Consider the following 18,672-nt stretch of genomic DNA (forward strand, 5'->3'; position numbering starts at 1 on the left):
CCTCCTCTGTCGAAGAGAGTTTCAGGGTGACCGAAAATTTCGGTGGCCCCGAAACTGGAAGAAATGGAGAGGAAGAAAACGTATGCGGCTGGTTATCATGGTGTGTGTGCTCGTGTGTCTGACCTCCTCCGCCTGGGCAGGAGAGACCGAAGTTTTTCTCAAGAGCGGCTACTTTGACTGGAAGGAAACCGTCAGCGGAAAAGGGATTATCAGGGAAAGGGGTCTTGTGAGCGGTGCCGGCATTGCCTACACCGGCTTTGTCGGGGAGAGGATGTTCATCCGACCGTCTCTTGAGGTCTGGGGAGGCAACATCGATTATCAGGGATTCCAGGTGGGGACCTGGGCACCCCTTGAGGGGGATACGACCTATTTCGGAACCGTCGAAGAGGTCCGGGTGGGGTTGAAGCTGCAGGCGGGGGACGCGTTTTCGGTCTCGCCCTTTGCCGTGCTGGGCCATAAATTCTGGTTGAGATCCCTGTCGGTCGAGGACTGGAACAGTATTTACGGAAGGATCGGCGTGCGGGGTGCGACGAAGCATCTGTTTGCCGAAGGAGGAGTCACCCTCCCCGTGTACACCCGCGTCCATACCGACTGGAGTTCGGACGGGTACAACGATTTTGTCACCGAGCCCAAGAACAAACCGTCGGCTTTCGCCGAAGCCGGCGCCACATTCGGGCAGTGGACGATCGGCGTCTTCTACGAGCAGATGGAATTCGGCCAATCCGACACGGTGCGGGTGGAGAGATCTTCCGGCTCCGCCGGTGCGGTCCTGGTAGCCTCCGGCGCCTTCCAGCCCGATTCCGTGGCGCACCATATCGGGCTTAAGGTGGGTTTCTCTTTCTGAGTATTAGAGCTGACTACTCTCCTCGTCGCTCGGCGCGAAACCGCGCCGCATGGTGTTTTCGGTCACCGCCCGCGGGTCCATGAAGTGGAGGAGGTAGTCGGGCCCCCCCGCCTTTGTTCCTCCCCCTGACATGCGGGAGCCGCCGAAAGGCTGGCGCTCCACGAGGGCGCCGGTGATGCCGCGGTTGAGGTAAAGGTTCCCCACCCGGAACTCCCGCCTCGCCTTTGCCAGGTGCTCGGGGCTGCGGCTGAAGACCCCCCCCGTGAGGGCGAACCGGGGTGCGTTGGCCCACTGGATGGCCTCATCGAAGTCCTTGGCCCGCATCACCGCCAGCACGGGGCCGAAGATCTCCTCCCGGGCGATGCGATGCTCGGGCCGGATGCCGCCGATGATGGTCATGGGGACGTAGTACCCGTTGCCGGCCGGCACCGGCCCTTCATGGAGGAGTTTCCCCTCTGTTTCCCCGATTTCAATGTACTCCCGGATCCTCTTCATGGCGTTGTCGTCGGCCACGGCCCCCATGGAGTGGGCCGGGTTATCCGGCGGGCCCACCGAGGTGGCCCGGGCCATGGCAACGAGCCGCTCCACGAACCGGTCATGGACGGCGTCCAGCACGATGACCCGGGAGCAGGCCGAGCACTTCTGCCCCTGGAACCCGAAGGCCGAGAGGAGCACGTTGGGGACCGCCTCGTCCAGGTCCGCGTCGTCGTCGATGATGATGGCGTTCTTCCCCCCCATCTCGCAGATGACCCTCTTCACGTTGGCCTGGCCCGGCTGGACCCTGGCCGCCCGCTCGTTGATCCTCAAGCCCGTCTCCAGGGAGCCCGTGAAGGCGATGAGGCTCACGTCCGGGTGATCCACCAGGTAATCACCCATAACGGAACTGCGCCCCGGCACGTAGTTGAAGACCCCGTCGGGAAGCCCCGCCTCCCGGAAGAGCTCCGTCAGCTGCCAGCCAATGACGGGAGTGAGCCCCGACGGTTTGTAGACCACGCAGTTGCCGGTGACGATGGCCGCCGACGCCATGCCGGTGCTGATGGCCAGGGGAAAGTTCCAGGGGGCGATGACCGCGGCCACCCCCCGGGGCTCGTAGAAGTAGTGGTTCAGCTCCCCCGGCGCGTGGCCGAGCCGCCGGGGCCCGCCCAGCCGGACCATCTCCCGGGCGTAGTATTCCAGGAAGTCGATGGCCTCGGTCACGTCGGCGTAGGCCTGGTCCCACTGCTTGCCGATTTCAAGGATCTGCCAGGCGGAGAGGTCGAAGATCCGCGTGCGGGTTATCCGGGCCGCCTTGAGGAGGTAGTCGGCCCGGGTCCGGGGATCGGTATCGCGCCACGACGGAAAGGCGGCCTTGGCCGCGGCGACGGCATCCCCCGTCTCCTTTGTCCCGGCCTGGCAGATCTGCCCCAGGATCTCGGAGGGGTTGTTGGGGTTCACGGTCGGCATGAGGTCGGCGGTCCGGACCTCCCTCCCGTTGATCAGAAGCGGATAGGTTTTTCCAAGGTGAGTCCGCACCCGGACCAGCGCGTCCGGGAAGGCGGCGCGGTGATCGGGCCGGGTGAAGTCCACCATGGGCTCGTTCTCGAAGGAGGGGAGGCCTCCGGGGCCCGTCCGATCCTTTTGCGGCCTGGCGGCCCGGTCTCCCCGCTCCCGTTCCGCCGCCACGGCCGGGTCTTCCAGGAGCTGCTCGATCCGGGCATCCTCGGCAAAGCTCTTGCGCAGAAACGATTCGTTGGCGGTGTTCTCCAGGAGCCGGCGTACCAGGTACCCCATCCCCGGCACCATGTTCCCGTAGGGACAGTAGAGGCGGATGCGCCCCGCCACCCTGAGAATCCCCTTGCGGACCGGCTCGGCCATGCCGTAGAGGACTTGGAACTCGTAGCGGTCGTCGGGTGCGTTCAGCTCCTTCGCCATCTCCATGACCGCCGAAATGGTGCGGATGTTGTGGGAGCCGCAGGCGAAGTGGCAGACGGCGTGGTTTTCCAGGATCTTCCTGGCCTGGCGCTCGAAGGCGGCATCGGTTTCGGCCTTGATGGTCCATACCGGCACCTCCCAGCCGTTCTGCCGTGCCCTGACGGTCTCGTAGTCCCAGTAGGCCCCCTTCACGAGGCGGATGGAGATCGGGCACCCCTGCTCCTTCGCCCAGGCCAGGAGGCCGTCCAGGTCCCGGTCCGTATCCTTCATGTACGCCTGGAGGGCGATTCCCAGGTGGGGATAGCCCGGATGCTCCAGCCTGAGGCGGCGAAAGACCTCCAGAGTCATGTCCTTGAAGCGGTACGATTCCATGTCGATACAGAGGAAGCCGTCCACCTCCATGACCTTCCGGAAGATGCGGCGCATCCGGTTCAGGATGGCGACAACCGACCCCTCGAAATCCTGGGGATTGGCGAGACAGTAGAGGGCCGTGGGCTTCACCGCGATGTTCACCCTGGGGGCGTGGCCCCAGTCGAGATCAGGATCGCCCCCCGTGCCCGGCAGTCCCTTCCAGCTTTCCTGCTCCTTCTTCAGCGTCTCCAGAAGCTCCAGGTAGGTGTTCGTGTAGGCCTCGGCCTCCTCATCCGAAAGGGTCGCCTCGCCGAGGACATCCACCACGGCGGCGAAGCCGTCTTTCCGGAGTTTTTCCAGGTTCTTCACCGCCTCCGCCCTGGTCTCACCCACGATGAACTGGCGGGCCATATCCTCGATATTGGAGGTGAGCACCCGGTTCAGCACGGCGCCGCCGAAGGAGCCGAGCATCCCCGCCACTTTGGCACCCGTGGCCATGAACGGGGGCATTGCCCCCTCATCGCCGAAGTACTCGCGGATGTGCTCCGTCAGGAGCCTGCTGGTGGTGAGGGAGGGGAACACGTCCACGAACCGGAACAGCTGGACCTTGAACTGGTCGTTCCGCATGCTCCAGTCCATGGCCTTCCCCATCCAGGCCCCCTTGTCGAAGAGGGAGGGCTTCTCGCCGGCGATGCTGGTAAAAAATTCCTTGCCGCGTTCGATGATCCGTGCGTTCAGCTCGCTGCTCAGCATGGTGTGCTCCTTGCCGTCGTTTCGGCTGCCGTATCAGTACAATCATTGTAGTTCCGTATCACCATGATGCAACGGGACTGAAAAGATCAAACAACGCCTGTACCGCTCCTGATGTGGCCCCCATTGATTGCCGGTTGACAGCCGATGCCGTTTACCTATAGTCTCAAAAAAACATTGCGACGAAAGCAGCTTCCCATGGGTTTCCCGCTTCACACAAAAAGCATCGCGCTGGTCCTTCTGCTGGTGATGGTCTCCATTGCCCTGGGGGGGGGCGTCTGCCACGGCGCTGATCTCCACGCCATCCACGGGAAGAAAGCCGCGGCCATTGACCTCCACGGGGATGCTCCCTGCTGCCCCGACGCCGGCCACGGCGACAGCGACAGCGACCACTGCCAGGGGTGCTTCTCCTGTCCCTGCCATGCCCCCATTGCCGGGGACACACTCCAGCTTCATTATTCTCCCTCTTTCCGCATCCTCTCGTTTGTCGAGCATTACACCGCACCACCCGACGTCTATCTTCCCAAGTTCGTTCCTCCCCAGAATCTCGCCTGATCCGCTGACCGCCTAATCGATTCCTGCATCGTCCCGGGATACGTGCGTCGTTGCTCCGTGGACGCCGTAATGCTGCGACGATTTGCAACTGCAACCATATCAACAAACTAATTGCCGACAAGGAGGTACTGCCGTGAAACGAGCAGTTCCCATGCCGGGGGTGCTCCTGCTGCTCCTGGCCGCCATCTGTGTATCAGGAGGCAACGCCTTTGCTGAAACCAGAACTCTTACCCTTTCCCAGGCAGTGGAGTGTGCCTTGGCAAACAACGGCGAGCTGAAGGCGCTGCGCGCCGAGAAGGAGGTGGCCCGGGCCGGTCTGGAGCGCGCGGTCCTCTTCCCCAACCCAACCCTGGAACTCTCCGGCGATACCGGCGCCCTGACCGGCAGCTCGGGCGAGGGCGCCGTCTCCATCGGACTCTCCCAGGAGTTCCTGACCGGCGGCAAGCGTGCCAAACGCCGAAGCGTCGCCGAGCGGGAAGCGGAGGCGGTCCATCAGCGGATTGCCGACCGGGAGCGGCTACTCACCCTGGAGGTGAAGAGCGCGTTCTTCGAGCTCATGCTGGCGCAAAAGCGGCGTGAGCTGGCCCAGCGGGCCATGGACCTCAACGGCAAGCTCCTGGAGATTACGCGGGAGCGTTTGGCCGCGGGGGACATTCCGGAGATGGAGGTTAACCTCGCCCGGGTGGAGCTGGCGCGGAGTGAAGGGAGGAAGATCGAGGCCGAGCGCGGGCACTATCCCCTCCTGGCCAGACTGCGAATGCTGCTGGGACTCGCAGTTGGCGAGGACGTGGATTTCGACGTCACTCCCGATCGAAAGCCGCTTGGGATCGCTCCCGGAGAGCTCACGCGCCTTGCCTTGGAGAAGCGCCCCGATCTGAAAAACCTCGAAGCGGCCCGGGCCAAAGGGGAGGCCGAGGTGGAACTGGCCGAAGCCGAGCGTCTTCCGAATGTGGTCCTCGGGCTCGGCTACACCCACGAGCGGAGGGTGGATGCCACCGGCGTCGCCGAGGAGAAGAGCCGCGACAACCTCCTGGGGGTGAGGATTTCGATCCCGCTTCCTGTTTTTGATCGCAACCAGGCAGGGATCCGCGAGGCCCGTGCCGGGAAGCAGGGCGCCGAAAACCGCCTGGAATTTGCCCGCGTGAGCGTGGCCAGGGAGATCGAGGGGGATTACGCCCGTTTCGCCATGGCCGACAAGGCTCTCGATTTGTACGCTACCGGCATTCTCCCCCAGCTAGAAGAGAACCTGCAGCTCGTTCAGGAGGCGTACCAGCTGGGCGAGGTGGGTATCCTCGCGGTCATTGAGGAACAGAAGAAATACATCGAGGTCAACGACGGCTACCTCGCCGCCCTTGCCGACCGGCAGACCGCTCTGGCGCGGCTCGAAGCATCGGTCGGGGTCGACTTTCAGAATAAAACCAGTGGAGGTGCGCAGTGAACAAGAAGGGAATCATCATCGGGCTCATTCTGGCCCTGGCTCTTGCTGGCGGCGTTGCCTACCGGTTGACCAATTCCGTGACGGGTGGCGGCGAACACGCCGAACATGAGGAAGCAGGTCACAAGGAAGAAAAGGGGGGGGGGCATGAGGGCGAGAAGGGACATTCTAAAGAGAAAGAGGGGGGCGAGGGCCATGACGAGCATGGCGAGGAGAAGCTCGTCAGGATGGCCCCCGAGGTGCAGAAACAGAGCGGCGTGGCGGTCGCAGCGGCTCAGATGCAGCGCCTCCCGGGCGTGATCAGCGCCACCGGCAAGGTGGAAGCCAACGCCGACCGGATCGCCCACGTTTCTCCCCGCATCAGCGGCAAGGTCGTCAGCGTCAGGGCCTCGCTGGGGGACAACGTCTCCGTCGGACAGCAGCTGGTGACCCTGGACAGTGTGGAGCTTGGCGAGGCCCTCAGCCGCTATCACCAGTCAAAGACACGGCTGGCCCTGGCCCAGTCCAGCATGGACCGAATCAAGACCCTGGTGGATAAGAAGATCGCGGCCAGGAAGGACATCCTGCAGGCCGAGACCGACTATAGAATCGCCCAGACCGAACTCCACTCCGACGAGGAGCGCCTCTCCCTCTACGGCGTTGCGCTGTCCGACCTCAAGGGAGACAACCACAGGAAGCCGCTCCTGCCGGTCCGCTCCCCCATCAGCGGCATCATCACCGAGAAGCACGCCATTGTCGGCGAGCTGGCCGACCCCGCCAAAAGCCTCTACACCATTGCCGATCTGTCATCGGTCTGGGTGCTGGTGGACATCCACGAGAAAGACCTGGCCAAGGTGCGCCGGGGCCAGCCCGCCACAGTGATTGTCGCCGCCTTTCCCGACCAGAAGTTCAGAGGGCGCATAACCTATCTCGCCGACTTTGTCGATGAAGCGACCCGCACGGTGAAGGCGCGGGTCGAGGTGGCCAATCCGGGACGGAAACTGAAACCGGAGATGTTCGCCACCGTCGAACTGGCGCTCGCCGCGGATGCGCCGCCGGTCCTGGCGGTGCCCGAGGATGCCGTGCAGGAGCTGGACGGCAGGAAACTGATCTTTGTTGCCGAAAGCGATGCGGCATTCGCGGCACGCCCCGTGGAGCTGGGGCGCGCATCGGGCGGCATGGTGGAGGTTCTCTCTGGCCTCAAGGAAGGTGAACGCTACGCGATCAAGGGATCTTTTCTTTTGAAGTCGGAACTCAAAAAAGGTGAAATCGAAGGGCACCAACACTGAGGAGACAGCCATCCATGCTTGAAAAACTCATCGCATATACGCTGAAGCAGAAGGGGATGATCATTTTCGCTGCACTAGTGATCGTCGTTTTCGGCTTCTACTCGTACCTCAAGCTGCCGATCGACGCCTTTCCGGACGTGACCAACATCCAGGTGGAGGTGGTCAGCCATGCCGACGGCCTCTCCGCTGAGGAAATCGAGCGCAACGTCACCTATCCCATCGAGATGGCCATGCGCGGCCTGCCGGACATCGAGCAGCTCCGGTCGGTGACCAAGTTCGGCCTCTCCATCGTCACTATCGTTTTCAAGGACAATGTGGATATCTACTTTGCCCGCCAACTGGTCTTCGAGCGGCTGGCCGAGGCCCGGGAGAAAGTGCCGAAGGGGGTAGAGGTCGCCATGGGCCCCATCGGCACGGCCATGGGGGAGATCTACCAGTACACCCTGGAGGGGAAAGCACCCCAGGACCCGGAGCAGAAGCGGGCCTACCTCACCAACCTGCGCACCATTCAGGAATGGATCATCACCCCCCAGCTGAAGAGCGTGGCCGGGGTGAACGAGATCAACTCCTTCGGCGGCTACTTCAAGCAGTACCAGGTGCTCGTATCACCGGAGAAGCTGGTGAAGTACGGCGTCACCGTTGATGACGTCTACAGCGCCATCGGCAGCAACAACGAGAACGTCGGCGGCAACATCCTGGAGCGGGGGACGGACCAGTACATCGTGCGCGGAGTCGGCCTGATCCAGTCGCTGGGCGATATCGAGAACATCGTCCTGAAATCCACGGGGGGAACCCCCACCTATCTGCGGGACGTGGCCCAGGTGAAGGTGGGGGAGGCGGTGCGGATGGGGGCCGCCACCAAGAACGGCGAGGAGTCGGTGGGGGGCATCGTCATGATGCTTCGGGGCGAAAACAGCCGCCAGGTGGTGGCCCGGGTGGCCGCCAAGGTGAAGGAGATCAACGAGGGCACCATGCTGCCGGATGGGGTCAAGCTCGTCCCCTATTACGACCGGAGCGACATCGTCAAGGCCAGCGTCGGCACGGTCAACAAGGCGCTCATCGAAGGCTCCATCCTCGTCCTGATCGTCCTCTATCTCCTCCTGAACAGCATCCGGGGGAGCATCGTGGTGCTGCTGGCGCTGCCGCTGTCGCTTCTGGCCACCTTCATCGTCATGAAGCTGACCGGCATCACCGCCAACCTCATGTCCTTGGGGGGCCTAGCCATCTCCATCGGCATGATCATCGACACCACCATCATTCAGGTGGAGAACGTGCAGCGTCACCTGAGCGAGGAGGGGCACCCGCACCCCAAGCTCGCCACGGTGCTCAAGGCGGTCATGGAGGTGCGCAAGCCGAGTATCTTCGGCGAGCTGATCATCGCCCTCACCTTTATCCCGATCTTGACCCTGGAGGGGATCGAAGGGAAGATGTTCGGCCCCCTGGCCATCACGGTGTCTATTGCGCTTCTCTCGTCGCTGCTTCTCTCCATCTTCATCATTCCGGTGCTCTGCAGCCTGTTTCTCAAGCCGGAGGAGGAAAAAGACAGCAGGATCATGGCCTGGGCCAAGGAGCAGTACCTGCCGCTGCTGGAGTACGCGCTCAACAAGAAAAAGGCGGTCCTCGGCATCGCCGGAGGGCTGCTGGTCGTCTCGCTGTTCCTGATGACCAGGCTGGGATCGGAGTTCATTCCGATCATGGACGAAGGATCCTTCGACATGGATATCGCCATGCTCCCCGGCGTCTCCCTGGCCAAGGCGATGGAGGTCAACCAGCAGGCAGCGGCGAAGCTGAAGAAGTTCGACGAGCTGGATGTCATCGTCGGCCGAACCGGCCAGACCGGCGTCGCCCTGGATACCCGTGGTCCCGACAAGACCGGCTATGTGGGGGTCTATAAGCCGAAGAGCGAATGGAAGCGGGATATCTCCAAGGAAGAGCTGACCAACGAAATGCGCGAAGCGCTGGAGAGCATCCCCGGCATCAGCTTCGGCTTCAGCCAGCCGATTCAGTGCCGGATCGACGAGTTGGTGGCCGGAACCCGTGCCCAGCTCATCGTCAAGCTCTTCGGCGACGACCTCAACGTTCTGAATGAAAAATCCGCCGAAATCGCCAAGGTTCTCTCGACCGTCAGGGGAGGAACCGATCTAAACACGGAAAAGGTCTCCGGCCAGCCATACCTTACCGTCACCATCGACCGGTCAAAGATTGCGCGTTACGGTCTGAACATCAGCGACGTGCAGAACGTCATCGAGATAGCGGTGGCCGGCAAGGCGGCTTCCACCTTCTATGAAGCCAACCGGGGCTTCGACATCACCGTCCGGCTGCCGGAGGAAAAACGGAATTCGCTGGAAACCATCAAGAACCTGTTGATCACCACCAAATCGGGGATGAACATACCGCTGGAACAGCTGGCCGAGGTAAAAATGGTGGAGGGGCCGGTGCAGATCAGCCGCCAGGACGGCGTCCGCAGGATCGGCATCGAGATGAACGTCTCTGGCCGGGACATGGGAAGTTTTGTGGCCGAAGCGAAGCAGAAGATCAGGGAGCAGGTCAAACTCCCCGCCGGCTACTATCTCACCTGGGGGGGCCAGTTCGAGAACCAGCAGCGGGCCATGAACAGGCTGATGATCATCGGGCCGGCGGCCATCGGCCTGATCCTGCTGCTTCTCTACGTCACCTTCCGCTCGATCCGCCTGGCGCTGCTGGTGATCTGCAACCTGCCGTTCGCGCTCATCGGCGGCATCTTCTCCCTCTTCCTCTCCGGGCAGTACCTCTCGGTTCCGGCTTCGGTCGGCTTCATCGTCCTCTTCGGGGTGGCGGTGCTGAACGGTCTGGTGCTGGTCTCCCGCATCGCCCAGTTGCGGGACGAGGGGCTGGAACTCGGGGAGGCAATCCGGAAGGGGGCAGTCGACCGCCTGCGGCCGGTTCTGATGACCGCCTCCATCGCCATCTTCAGCCTGATGCCGATGCTCCTGGCCAGCGGCACCGGCTCGGAGATCCAGAAACCGCTGGCAACGGTGGTTGTGGGAGGATTGATTACCTCGACCCTGCTGACGCTGCTGATCATCCCGGCGGTGTACGGCTGGTTCGAGAAGAGGAAAGTCGAAGCGGAAATGTAGCCAAATTCATTCGGATGGAGAAGCCATGAACAGAATCTGCCTAATAGCACTGTCCATTCTCGCGTTTGTCTGCCTGGGGGGATGCGCGGGAACAGCCGAGTTGGCGAAAACCGCAAGCCTCGCCACGCGACAGAACGTATTCGTCGAAAAGCAACAGGGACAACTTCTGCCATCGGGCTGCGCCGAGTTGCGGGTCGTGTCGTCACTCAAGACCCATAAACCGGGAATCTATTCGGAGCAGGACATCCACGGCACTCCGGGATACAAACTGCTCATAAATATCGACGGCCAAGTCGCGGTGCTTTCGGGCGACCCGCGTCCGGAACTCCGCGAACCCGTAGGCCTCCGCGACTCGGAAGCAGGGGAGGGGATGAGGTACCGGTTTACGCGGACCCTGTACGTCAGGGCTGGCGCGCACCGCGTGGTGATTGCCCTTCCTGCCGACAATATCGCCACCGAGAGGAAGATCGTCCTTTCCGAGGGGAGCAGCAACACCCTCGTGTTGGAGCCGGGATACGGAACAACACCCCCGCGAAGCCGTCCCTGGAACTACAGCGTCACCGATTTCAAGGAGGGAATCAGGTCGCTGCGCGTTGTGCTCGATGGCGAGGCCATTTGATGGGTAAAGACGTTCCCAGGAATAGTTACTTAACCCGGCAATGACGGGAACCGAGAGGTCGCTGGCCTCTCCGTTTTCCGACATGGAAGAGGGGTGCCATAAGCACCCCTCTTTTGCCCCTCTTAGAAAAGAGGATGCTCAAAGGAGAGGTAGGTGAGCACCCCGTAGTCCCCCCTTGAAGGGCCGATTCCTATCGGGAACGAGATGCCGGGAACGATCTGGAGCCCCGACTTGAAGTTGAAGGCGTACCGGAATCCCGGGTTGATCAAGAACGAGTCCTCATGCGTTGTCGAACCGTCCGCCTCAACCCTCTCGCTGGAGCCCCCCACCGCCTCAAGCATCAGGTTGAAATTCTCCGTCAGAAGATAGATGACGCTGGCTCCGTAGTTAAGCGACACCGTATCCGCCTTGGCGCCGCCCGCCTCCTTGGCGTTCGGCGTGAAGGTGAGCCCCATGTTCCAGTGGGTAACCACCTTGTCTGAGAGCTCCACGCTGAGTGGCATGTTAACCTGGTATCCCACCGTGCCATTTCCCAAACCCCTTTTGTAGTCGCCGGTAGGCAGAACGAACGAGAACCGGGGCGCCAGTGCGATGCCCTCTTTCATAACTGCCTGGTAGCGGTAATTGAGAAGCACGTCACCCAGTCCGGACTCCCGGCCGGGCGAGGCATTTTTGAGCACGGGAATCGTGTAGGAAAGCTGGTGCGCCTGCTTGGGCACGGGCCATTCCTGAGTGAACGTATAGGCCCACGTATCCCCTTTCATGTACTGAAAGGCCTGGATGTGCTGGACGACGCCGTCCTCCTGGTTGTAGGCCTCCTCCAGCAGGAACGAGTTGTCCTGGATCTTTTTTGCCTCTTCGCCGAATGCCCCCCCTGTTGCCAGTAACACTCCAAACGCGACCGCGCAGGTGACCCTTCTCAATAACATAGGCAACCTCCTTGAGGGTTGATGACTTCATTACATATCTCGGCAAAGTTTCCGAATACTTTAACCTTGATGAATAATTTCATAATTGGTTAACCAGCTTGCTAAGGGACAAATCAGGGATCTTCGCTACAAGGGAATGAATTCATGGTTCGGGATCAATGGAGGTGTTGATGGAGGTACGGGTGGTGGAGATGGGAATGGGAGATCGGTTGGTGCTTGCATCCGGTCAGAAGCGATAGCTCAAGGAGGGCCACGGCCCCATATTTTTTCATCGTATCAACGTTATCATTGCACTCCTCATTGGTTATCCGCCGGGTCGCCCCCCAGGGTCCCCTCCGGGGTTGCTCGGGTAAGGTCGCGATTGTGAAGTTCCTGCAGGAATTCTTCCCGCTCCTCGATCACGGAGAGGATGCCGGCTTCAGCTCCGCCCGATTTTCCGGAAGCTCCCCCGTAGATCCGAAACCAGTTTCCCCCCATGATGAGCCCCACCGCCCCGGCGGGATAGCCCGCCCCCAGGAGACGCTCCGCCAGGAGGGGGAGGCCGCCGTGGTCCTCCGCTCCTTTTGCCGTGCCGTCGAACCCGCCGAAATCGCTCCCGATGCCGACCGCCTCCGGGCCGTGCCGCTGGACAACAAAGTCCACCTGACGGAAGAGGTCGTCGAGGGTCGCCGTTCCTTCGGGAACAAGCATCTCGGGGGCGGCGGCGATCCCGACCATCCCTCCCCGGCGGGCAATCTCGGCCACCTGGGGATCGGAGAGGTTGCGGGGGCGGTCGCAGAAGGAGCGAAGCCCCGTGTGGGAGGAGATGAGGGGGCCTGTGAAGAGGGAAGCCACGTCCCGGAAACCGGGCTCGGCCAGATGGGCCACGTCGAGGATGAGGCCGGAGCCGGCGATGTTCCTCAGCAGACTTTTCCCCGCGGCGGTCAGCCCCTTCGGGTCGGTAACGCCGTTGCCGTCGGCCAGCCGGTTCCTGCCGGCATGGGTCAGCCCCACGGCCCTCACCCCCCAGCGCCTCGCCTCGTCCAGGCCCAGTTCCAGCAGGGCGTCGGCGTTCTCAACGAGAAAGATGATGCCGGGGGGGCCGCTCCCGCCGAGGGTTGCCGCCATTTCTCCGGGCCTTCGGAGCGGCGAGAACCACCCGAGGTGACGGCGGGCGTAGTCGTAAAGTCGCCGCATCTCCCGGGCGGCGCTCGCAGGGCCGTTGTGGCTGTCGGCGCAGTAGAGGGCAGCCACCAGCACCCGCACCCCTCCCCGTGCCAGGGACGAGGCGGTTACCTGCCCGTTGGCCACCTGCTCGAAGGGGATTCCGGAGTGACGGCGCATCAGGTCGTAGACGAGATCAACGTGGCCGTCGACGACCGGGAAGCGTGGCGGTTCATTTATCGTTTCTGCGGGATGTAACGACATAATCGCTCCGGTTCCGCAGCAGCGGAACGAAAAAGAGCGGGCAGACCATGACGTCAACCCGCTCGGAAAACTGCAGCGATCATTTCCTAGGCCGGGGCATGGCACGCAGGGGCATGACATGCGGGTGAGTGGCATGAGGGAGAGTGGCAAGCCGGCGAATGGCACGCCGGGCCGTGACAGGCAGCCGTCGACATGGCTTTTGATTCGATCTTCCTGATCTTCAACACGGGGATCACCTCCTTTCCGTGGGATGAGAAGAGCGTGTCAGGGGGCGGGCGCCGCACCGTCGCGGACAATTCCCATCTCCGTGAACACGGCAAGGGCGTCCGTGCACTCTTTGCTGAACGCGCCAGTATCCATGGCGTCGCCGTACTCTCCGTACAGCGTTGCCGCGATCTCCTCGCAGGTGGCCGAGCCGTTGCAGAGGAGGAGAAAATCCTTGCCGAACCGGTTGATCTCCATCACCTCAAGCCTCTCCCCGGAGGGATAGAAGATGAGGAGCGTCGGCTCCGGGGGGTAGGACTCCCTGAAGATGCCGCTCTTCAGGTCGGCGATGATCGCCGGCAGGTTCCGGCGGAATTCGGACACCGTCACATCCTCCTGGAGCACTGGCCGCCCCTTCCCGCGGGGGTCCTCCGTGTCCTGACCAGCCCCGTCCGGCGAACGGTGATTGATCGCCCTGAGCGCGAGGGTTTCATAGGTGACGACCTCGGCAAAGTGGGGCCACGGGGCATTCCCGGCCATGAGCCCTTCCGCATGGCGGGGAAAGCGCTCAAGGAAAGCGCTCTCGGCCGCAGGGTCATCCTCGCGCCACCCTTCCCCCTCCAGCCGGGAGAGGATTTCCCGGAACAGGCCGCTGGGCGGCCGGCTGAGGGCCAGGGAGAGGAGAATGAACGACTTGGGGTAGCTGTTGAGGATGAGGGGGAACCACCGGGCGATCCGGTCCAGCTCCGCCAGGGGAACTCCGGCGCAGGGGAGGTTGTAGAAGGAGCTGAAGAGGAAGGGGTCGGAATCGATGAGACGTTCGTCGTCGGTCAGGCGGCGGCCATGGTCGAATTCGAGGCCGAGGGAGAAGTAGGTGTCCACCTCCCTGACGAGGTGGTCGCTGTAGCGCCGGTGGAGCTCGGTCCCGGCCAGAACCGTCGGAAGCTGCACAAGGGGGGTGCTGTTTCCCTGGACCCCTGCCTTCAGGGCGAGGAAGAGGGTTTGGTCGATATCCTCGCGCTCCTCCTCGGGAAAGCCGATGACAAAGCTCAGGGTGGGGATCATCCCCGCCTCGGTGGTCTCCCGCACCCTCTGGTAGAGGATCCCCTCGTCGATCTCCTTGCCGATGAACGCCAGGGTCCTGCGGGAGCCGGAGTCGATTCCGTAGCACATGGACTCGCACCCCGCCTCGCGCATCAGGTCGAGGAGGGGGCGGTCGAGGGAGTCGAGACGGGAGATGCAGTACCAGGGAACGCGGTTCAGCCGGGCCTCGATGACCCGGGTGCAGAACTCCTCCACAAAGCGGCGGTCCGCCGTGAACTGGTCGTAGGCGAGGACGAGGCACTCGGCGCCGAAGCGGTCGTGGAGCTCCTCCATCTCCCGGATCAGCCGGGGGATGGAGAAGGTCCGGGTCCGCCGCCGCCACATGACCGACTCGGAGCAGTAGACGCACCGGTGGGGGCAGCCGCGCCCCACTTCGAGGATGGCGATGCTCCGGGGGATGCCGCAGGCGTTGCGGTAGTGGGCCAGGGGCGGGACGAGGGTGTAGTCGGGGAGGGGAAGGGTGTCGAGGTCGGCGATCAGCTCCCGGTCGGGGTTGCGGACGATCTCCGGGCCCCGGCGCCACGTCACACCAGTCACCTCCATAGGATCATTGCCGGCTGCGAAGGAGGCAGCCAGTTCCCGGAACGTCACCTCGCCTTCGCCCCGGACCACGGCGTCGATCCAGGGGAAGCGCTCAAGGGCGGGGACATCGAGGAAGGAGACGTTATGACCACCCGCCACGATGCGCAGGTCGGGCTTCTGTTCCTTGAGGAGCCGGGCGATCCGGACGACTGCCGGGAAGGTGGTGCACTGGGCGGAAAAGCCGACCAGGTCCGGATCGTCCCGGAGGATCAACCGTGCCGCCTCCCCGTACAGCTCCTTTCCCATGCCGAGGCTTCCCTGCCGCAGGGCCAGCACCAGGTCGCGGATGACCGCACGGTGCCCCGCCTCAGCAAGCACCGTGGCGAGGCTGATGAGTCCCAGGGGGGGGAGATTGTAGAGGGACTGGAGATGAAAGGGGGGGAAGACCAGGGAAATGTTCATGGGCCGCTACCTCCCCGGCGTTCCCGCCTCGAACGCAGAACCGGGCGGGTTGTTCTGCCGGAGTAGCTGAGAGTGTAGCACACAAATCAACCCGTGCAAGGCGGGGGTTTCTTGTGCGTTTCGTCCGCTCTTTACTATTTTTCCGTGTCCGTATACTCTCTTCCGAAAAGCAGGGTGTCCGCGTCCGCGCGGCCCCATGGAGAGTGCCGATGACAGATGGAGACAATACGGTCAAAAAATACCAGTTCGCCAGCGACAACTACGCGGGGATCTGCCCCGAGGCCTTGCAGGCCATGGAGGCCGCCAACAGGGGATACGCCTCTTCCTACGGCGATGACCCCTGGACGGAGAAGGCGTGCCGGCTGCTGCGGGATCTCTTCGAGACCGATTGCGAGGTCTTCTTCGTCTTCAACGGCACCGCCGCCAACTCCCTGGCCCTGGCCTCCCTCTGCCACTCCTACAACAGCATCATCTGCCACGAGACCTCCCACGTGGAGACCGACGAGTGTGGAGCTTCCGAATTCTTCTCCAACGGGACCAAGATCCTCCTCGTCTCCGGCGGGCACGGCAAGGTGGACCTGGAGGCCGTGGAGCACACGGTGAAGCGCCGCACCGACATCCACTACCCGAAGCCCAAGGCCCTGAGCGTCACCCAGGCCACGGAGCTCGGGACCCTCTATTCGGTGGAGGAGCTTCGGGTCGTGGGGGATCTGGCCCGGCGCCTCGATCTGAAGCTCCACATGGACGGGGCCCGCTTCGCCAACGCCGTTGCCACTCTTGGCGCGGCCCCTGCCGAACTCACCTGGAAAGCGGGGGTGGATGTCCTCTGCTTCGGCGGCACCAAAAACGGCATGGCGGTGGGGGAGGCGATCATCTTCTTCAACCGTGACCTGGCTTGCGAATTCGACTACCGCTGCAAGCAGGCGGGGCAGCTCGCCTCCAAGATGCGTTTCCTGGCCGCCCCTTGGGTCGGCATGCTGGAGAGCGGCGCCTGGCTCACCCGGGCGGCCAACGCCAACGCCTGCGCCGCCAGGCTTGAGGCCCGCCTGCGGGAGATTCCCGGCGTGGGAATCCGTTTCCCGCGCCAGGCCAATTCGGTTTTCGCCGACTTCTCCCCTGAGGTGGCCGCCGCCCTCCAGGAGCGGGGATGGCACTTCTATTCCTTCATCGGCTCCGGCGGGGCCCGTTTCATGTGCTCCTGGGAGACCACCGAGGCGGACGTGGATCTCCTGGCGGCCGACCTTGCGGCCGTCGTCTCGCGCCATGGGTGAGGAGTTAGAATTTTTTCTTAAGACGCATTATTTTTATATGCACCCGGTACGAGGTTTAGTGATGAGTAATATCAGGCTGTTACACTGATGTGTTTCAGGGAGAGAGAGATTTTCCTCCCCAGTCTGTATGCCCCCCCTATACGATTTCCTTCTCCGCACTCCCCCTGTTGCCTGATGCATCAATTAATTATTCAGCAATTTCATGATGTTATAAAATAATAATAAATTTTCATGCTCCTGGCACGTCCAATGCTATGTAAAAGACAAAAGCAATCAGTTAGCACCGGAAAACAAGGAGGATGCCATGAAAGCCATAGCCAACGCACTGATCGTCACGATAGCCACCGCTTCTTCTGCCCTTGCCGCCAGCGGTGCAGCCGCCGACGAAGGGGGATTCCTCGCCCCGCTGTTCCTGACCCTGGGCGCCGCCGTCATCGCCTTCCAGACCATTCCGGCGATTATCCTGCTCGGCTCCATGGTGAAGGGGCTCTTCTCGGGCAAGGAAGAGGCGGGTGCCCGGTAGGCTGAGTCAAAGGGAACAACCCGGTCAGAGACCGGCACAATACGAAGATAGATGAGAAAGGAGACGGCCATGAGAGCGAGAACTGCAGCCAGCACACTGGCACTGGTAATGGGGAGCGTAACGTCGGCCCTGGCGGCATCGGGAGCGCGGGAAGACAACAGCGGCGTGTTCGTGTGGATTTTCATCGGGTTCTGCGCCCTGATCATCGTGGCCCAGATGGTACCGGCAGTTCTCACCATGCTCGGCATGGCCAAAGGGGTTAAGGAGAGCTTCGGTGAAAAAGCTGAAGTGAAGAGCCGCTAGAACGCACGGCAACCGCCGCGCCCAGGAGATCGGGCACCGGCACGAGGAGAATCAATGGAGCCGAAGAACCAGTGAGGCCGTCCCCCCATGAGCGGGAGACGGCCTCTTTGCTTGCCATCGATCGTAGTTTCACCCCGAACTGGCAAGGGCGCTACCACTTTACCGGCTGGGGCTCCTTCTTGACGAGAAGGACCGAGCAGGGCATCTTGCGAACGATCTCCTCATTGCTTCGACCGAACAGGAAGTGCTCGATGCGCCACTCTTCGTGGGAGAGCATGATCAGGAGATCGATCTTCAGCTCCTCCACGGCCTTCAGAATTTCCTTGGTCGGCTCACCTTTCTTGATCAGCTCGGTCACCAAGAGCCCCTCGCTTCGTTCCTTCTCCAGAATCCTGTCCAGGTCCTCCTTGGCCTGCCGCATCATCGTCTCGTATTCCTTCTCAAGAGAAACGATTGGAAGGTTCCATCCTTCGAGTCCGAACGGATTGTGAATTGCGTGGATAAGAAAGAGTTCTGCGCCATACTTGCGGGCGAGAGACACGCCGCAGTGAACCGCCTCCTGGCAGTAGGTGGTCATTCTGCTCACCACGAGAATACGCCTGAAATCTTCCATGCTTTTCACCTCTGTCAGTAAATTTGAACGCCTTTCCTGCTACAAGTGTAACACGGATCGAGTGCGAGGAAAGTAGTCGCCCGGGCGGTTGCCAGTGGAACGGGACGGGATATCCTTTAGCCTGACCCATCAGTTATCAGGATGAAGGCACGCAAAGGACTGCGGAGAATGAACCACAACCCTGCGAAATCCGTTGAGGACCGTCCGCTGCAAACGATTCCCCTTGCCGAGCTCTTCGACCGGCTCTCCTCTTCACCCGAAGGACTTTCCCCCGACGAGGCTGCCCGGCGCCTCGAAACGTTTGGCTACAACGAACTCCAGGAAAAGGATCTCTCCACTTTCCGGAAACTCCTCACCTTCTTCTGGGGGCCTATCCCATGGATGATTGAGGCGGCGGCGTTGCTCTCTGCGCTCGTGGGGCACTGGGAGGATTTTGGAATCATCGTCGTCCTCCTCATGGTGAATGCCGTCGTGGGTTTCTGGGA

General features: G+C 62.2%; 15 protein-coding genes. 10 read left to right on the top strand and 5 right to left on the bottom strand.

Translation table 11 applies throughout. The features are described 5' to 3' along the window. Positions 1 to 82: 82 nt before the first annotated feature. Positions 83 to 844 (top strand): hypothetical protein, encoded by a 762-nt coding sequence (locus KI811_RS09685; protein ID WP_214186272.1) that lies wholly within the window; start codon positions 83 to 85, stop codon positions 842 to 844. 3 nt (positions 845 to 847) lie between these two features. Here the strand turns inward: KI811_RS09685 and pruA are convergent, their stop codons facing one another. Further along, on the bottom strand, positions 848 to 3,859 hold the full coding sequence (gene pruA, locus KI811_RS09690; protein WP_214186273.1) for an L-glutamate gamma-semialdehyde dehydrogenase: 3,012 nt from the start codon (positions 3,857 to 3,859) through the stop codon (positions 848 to 850). 195 nt (positions 3,860 to 4,054) lie between these two features. Between pruA and KI811_RS09695 the strand changes: the two genes are divergently transcribed. The 5 genes from KI811_RS09695 (at position 4,055) to KI811_RS09715 (ending at position 10,849) form a co-directional block, all read left to right on the top strand. Beyond that, the gene (locus KI811_RS09695; protein WP_214186274.1) at positions 4,055 to 4,411 is read left to right on the top strand and encodes a hypothetical protein; all 357 of its coding nucleotides are present in this window, start codon (positions 4,055 to 4,057) and stop codon (positions 4,409 to 4,411) included. A 151-nt stretch (positions 4,412 to 4,562) separates the two neighbouring features. Continuing rightward, a complete protein-coding gene (locus KI811_RS09700; RefSeq protein ID WP_214186289.1) occupies positions 4,563 to 5,849 on the top strand; it encodes a TolC family protein in 1,287 nt (428 codons plus the stop codon). Beyond that, complete coding sequence (locus KI811_RS09705; protein ID WP_214186275.1) at positions 5,846 to 7,114, top strand: efflux RND transporter periplasmic adaptor subunit; 1,269 nt, start codon at positions 5,846 to 5,848, stop codon at positions 7,112 to 7,114. The genes KI811_RS09700 and KI811_RS09705 overlap by 4 nt, the downstream gene beginning before the upstream one ends. 14 nt (positions 7,115 to 7,128) lie before the next feature. Continuing rightward, a complete protein-coding gene (locus tag KI811_RS09710) occupies positions 7,129 to 10,230 on the top strand; it encodes an efflux RND transporter permease subunit (RefSeq protein WP_214186276.1) in 3,102 nt (1,033 codons plus the stop codon). 25 nt (positions 10,231 to 10,255) lie between these two features. Next, a complete protein-coding gene (locus tag KI811_RS09715; protein WP_214186277.1) occupies positions 10,256 to 10,849 on the top strand; it encodes a hypothetical protein in 594 nt (197 codons plus the stop codon). A 122-nt stretch (positions 10,850 to 10,971) separates the two neighbouring features. Here KI811_RS09715 and KI811_RS09720 read toward each other — a convergent pair whose 3' ends face one another. From KI811_RS09720 to KI811_RS09730, 3 genes are all read right to left on the bottom strand, one after another. Further along, positions 10,972 to 11,778: a transporter gene (locus tag KI811_RS09720; protein WP_246551590.1), complete on the bottom strand. Its 807-nt coding sequence runs from the start codon at positions 11,776 to 11,778 to the stop codon at positions 10,972 to 10,974. Between the two features lie 297 nt (positions 11,779 to 12,075). Next, positions 12,076 to 13,185, bottom strand: a complete 1,110-nt coding sequence (locus KI811_RS09725; protein ID WP_246551591.1) for a dipeptidase — start codon at positions 13,183 to 13,185, stop codon at positions 12,076 to 12,078. Between the two features lie 264 nt (positions 13,186 to 13,449). Next, positions 13,450 to 15,477 (bottom strand): B12-binding domain-containing radical SAM protein, encoded by a 2,028-nt coding sequence (locus tag KI811_RS09730; RefSeq protein WP_214186278.1) that lies wholly within the window; start codon positions 15,475 to 15,477, stop codon positions 13,450 to 13,452. A gap of 209 nt (positions 15,478 to 15,686) precedes the next feature. On the opposite strand from KI811_RS09730, the gene KI811_RS09735 reads away from it, so the two are divergent. The 3 genes from KI811_RS09735 to KI811_RS09745 all read left to right on the top strand — a co-directional run bounded on the left by KI811_RS09735 (position 15,687) and on the right by KI811_RS09745 (position 17,574). Continuing rightward, positions 15,687 to 16,748 carry a threonine aldolase family protein gene (locus KI811_RS09735; RefSeq protein ID WP_214186279.1) on the top strand — a complete coding sequence of 354 codons (1,062 nt, stop codon included), beginning with the start codon at positions 15,687 to 15,689 and terminating at the stop codon, positions 16,746 to 16,748. A gap of 304 nt (positions 16,749 to 17,052) precedes the next feature. Next, complete coding sequence (locus KI811_RS09740) at positions 17,053 to 17,271, top strand: hypothetical protein (protein ID WP_214186280.1); 219 nt, start codon at positions 17,053 to 17,055, stop codon at positions 17,269 to 17,271. Positions 17,272 to 17,340: 69 nt separating this feature from the next. Beyond that, positions 17,341 to 17,574 carry a hypothetical protein gene (locus KI811_RS09745; protein ID WP_214186281.1) on the top strand — a complete coding sequence of 78 codons (234 nt, stop codon included), beginning with the start codon at positions 17,341 to 17,343 and terminating at the stop codon, positions 17,572 to 17,574. Between the two features lie 151 nt (positions 17,575 to 17,725). On the opposite strand, the gene KI811_RS09750 is transcribed toward KI811_RS09745, so the two are convergent. Continuing rightward, positions 17,726 to 18,187 (bottom strand): universal stress protein, encoded by a 462-nt coding sequence (locus KI811_RS09750; RefSeq protein ID WP_214186282.1) that lies wholly within the window; start codon positions 18,185 to 18,187, stop codon positions 17,726 to 17,728. A 168-nt stretch (positions 18,188 to 18,355) separates the two neighbouring features. Here KI811_RS09750 and KI811_RS09755 point away from each other — a divergent pair. Continuing rightward, the coding region (locus KI811_RS09755; RefSeq protein ID WP_246551592.1) for a cation-transporting P-type ATPase at positions 18,356 to 18,672 on the top strand (317 nt) is incomplete at its 3' end.

This window comes from Geobacter hydrogenophilus (assembly GCF_018501225.1).
Classification (GTDB): domain Bacteria; phylum Desulfobacterota; class Desulfuromonadia; order Geobacterales; family Geobacteraceae; genus Geobacter; species Geobacter hydrogenophilus.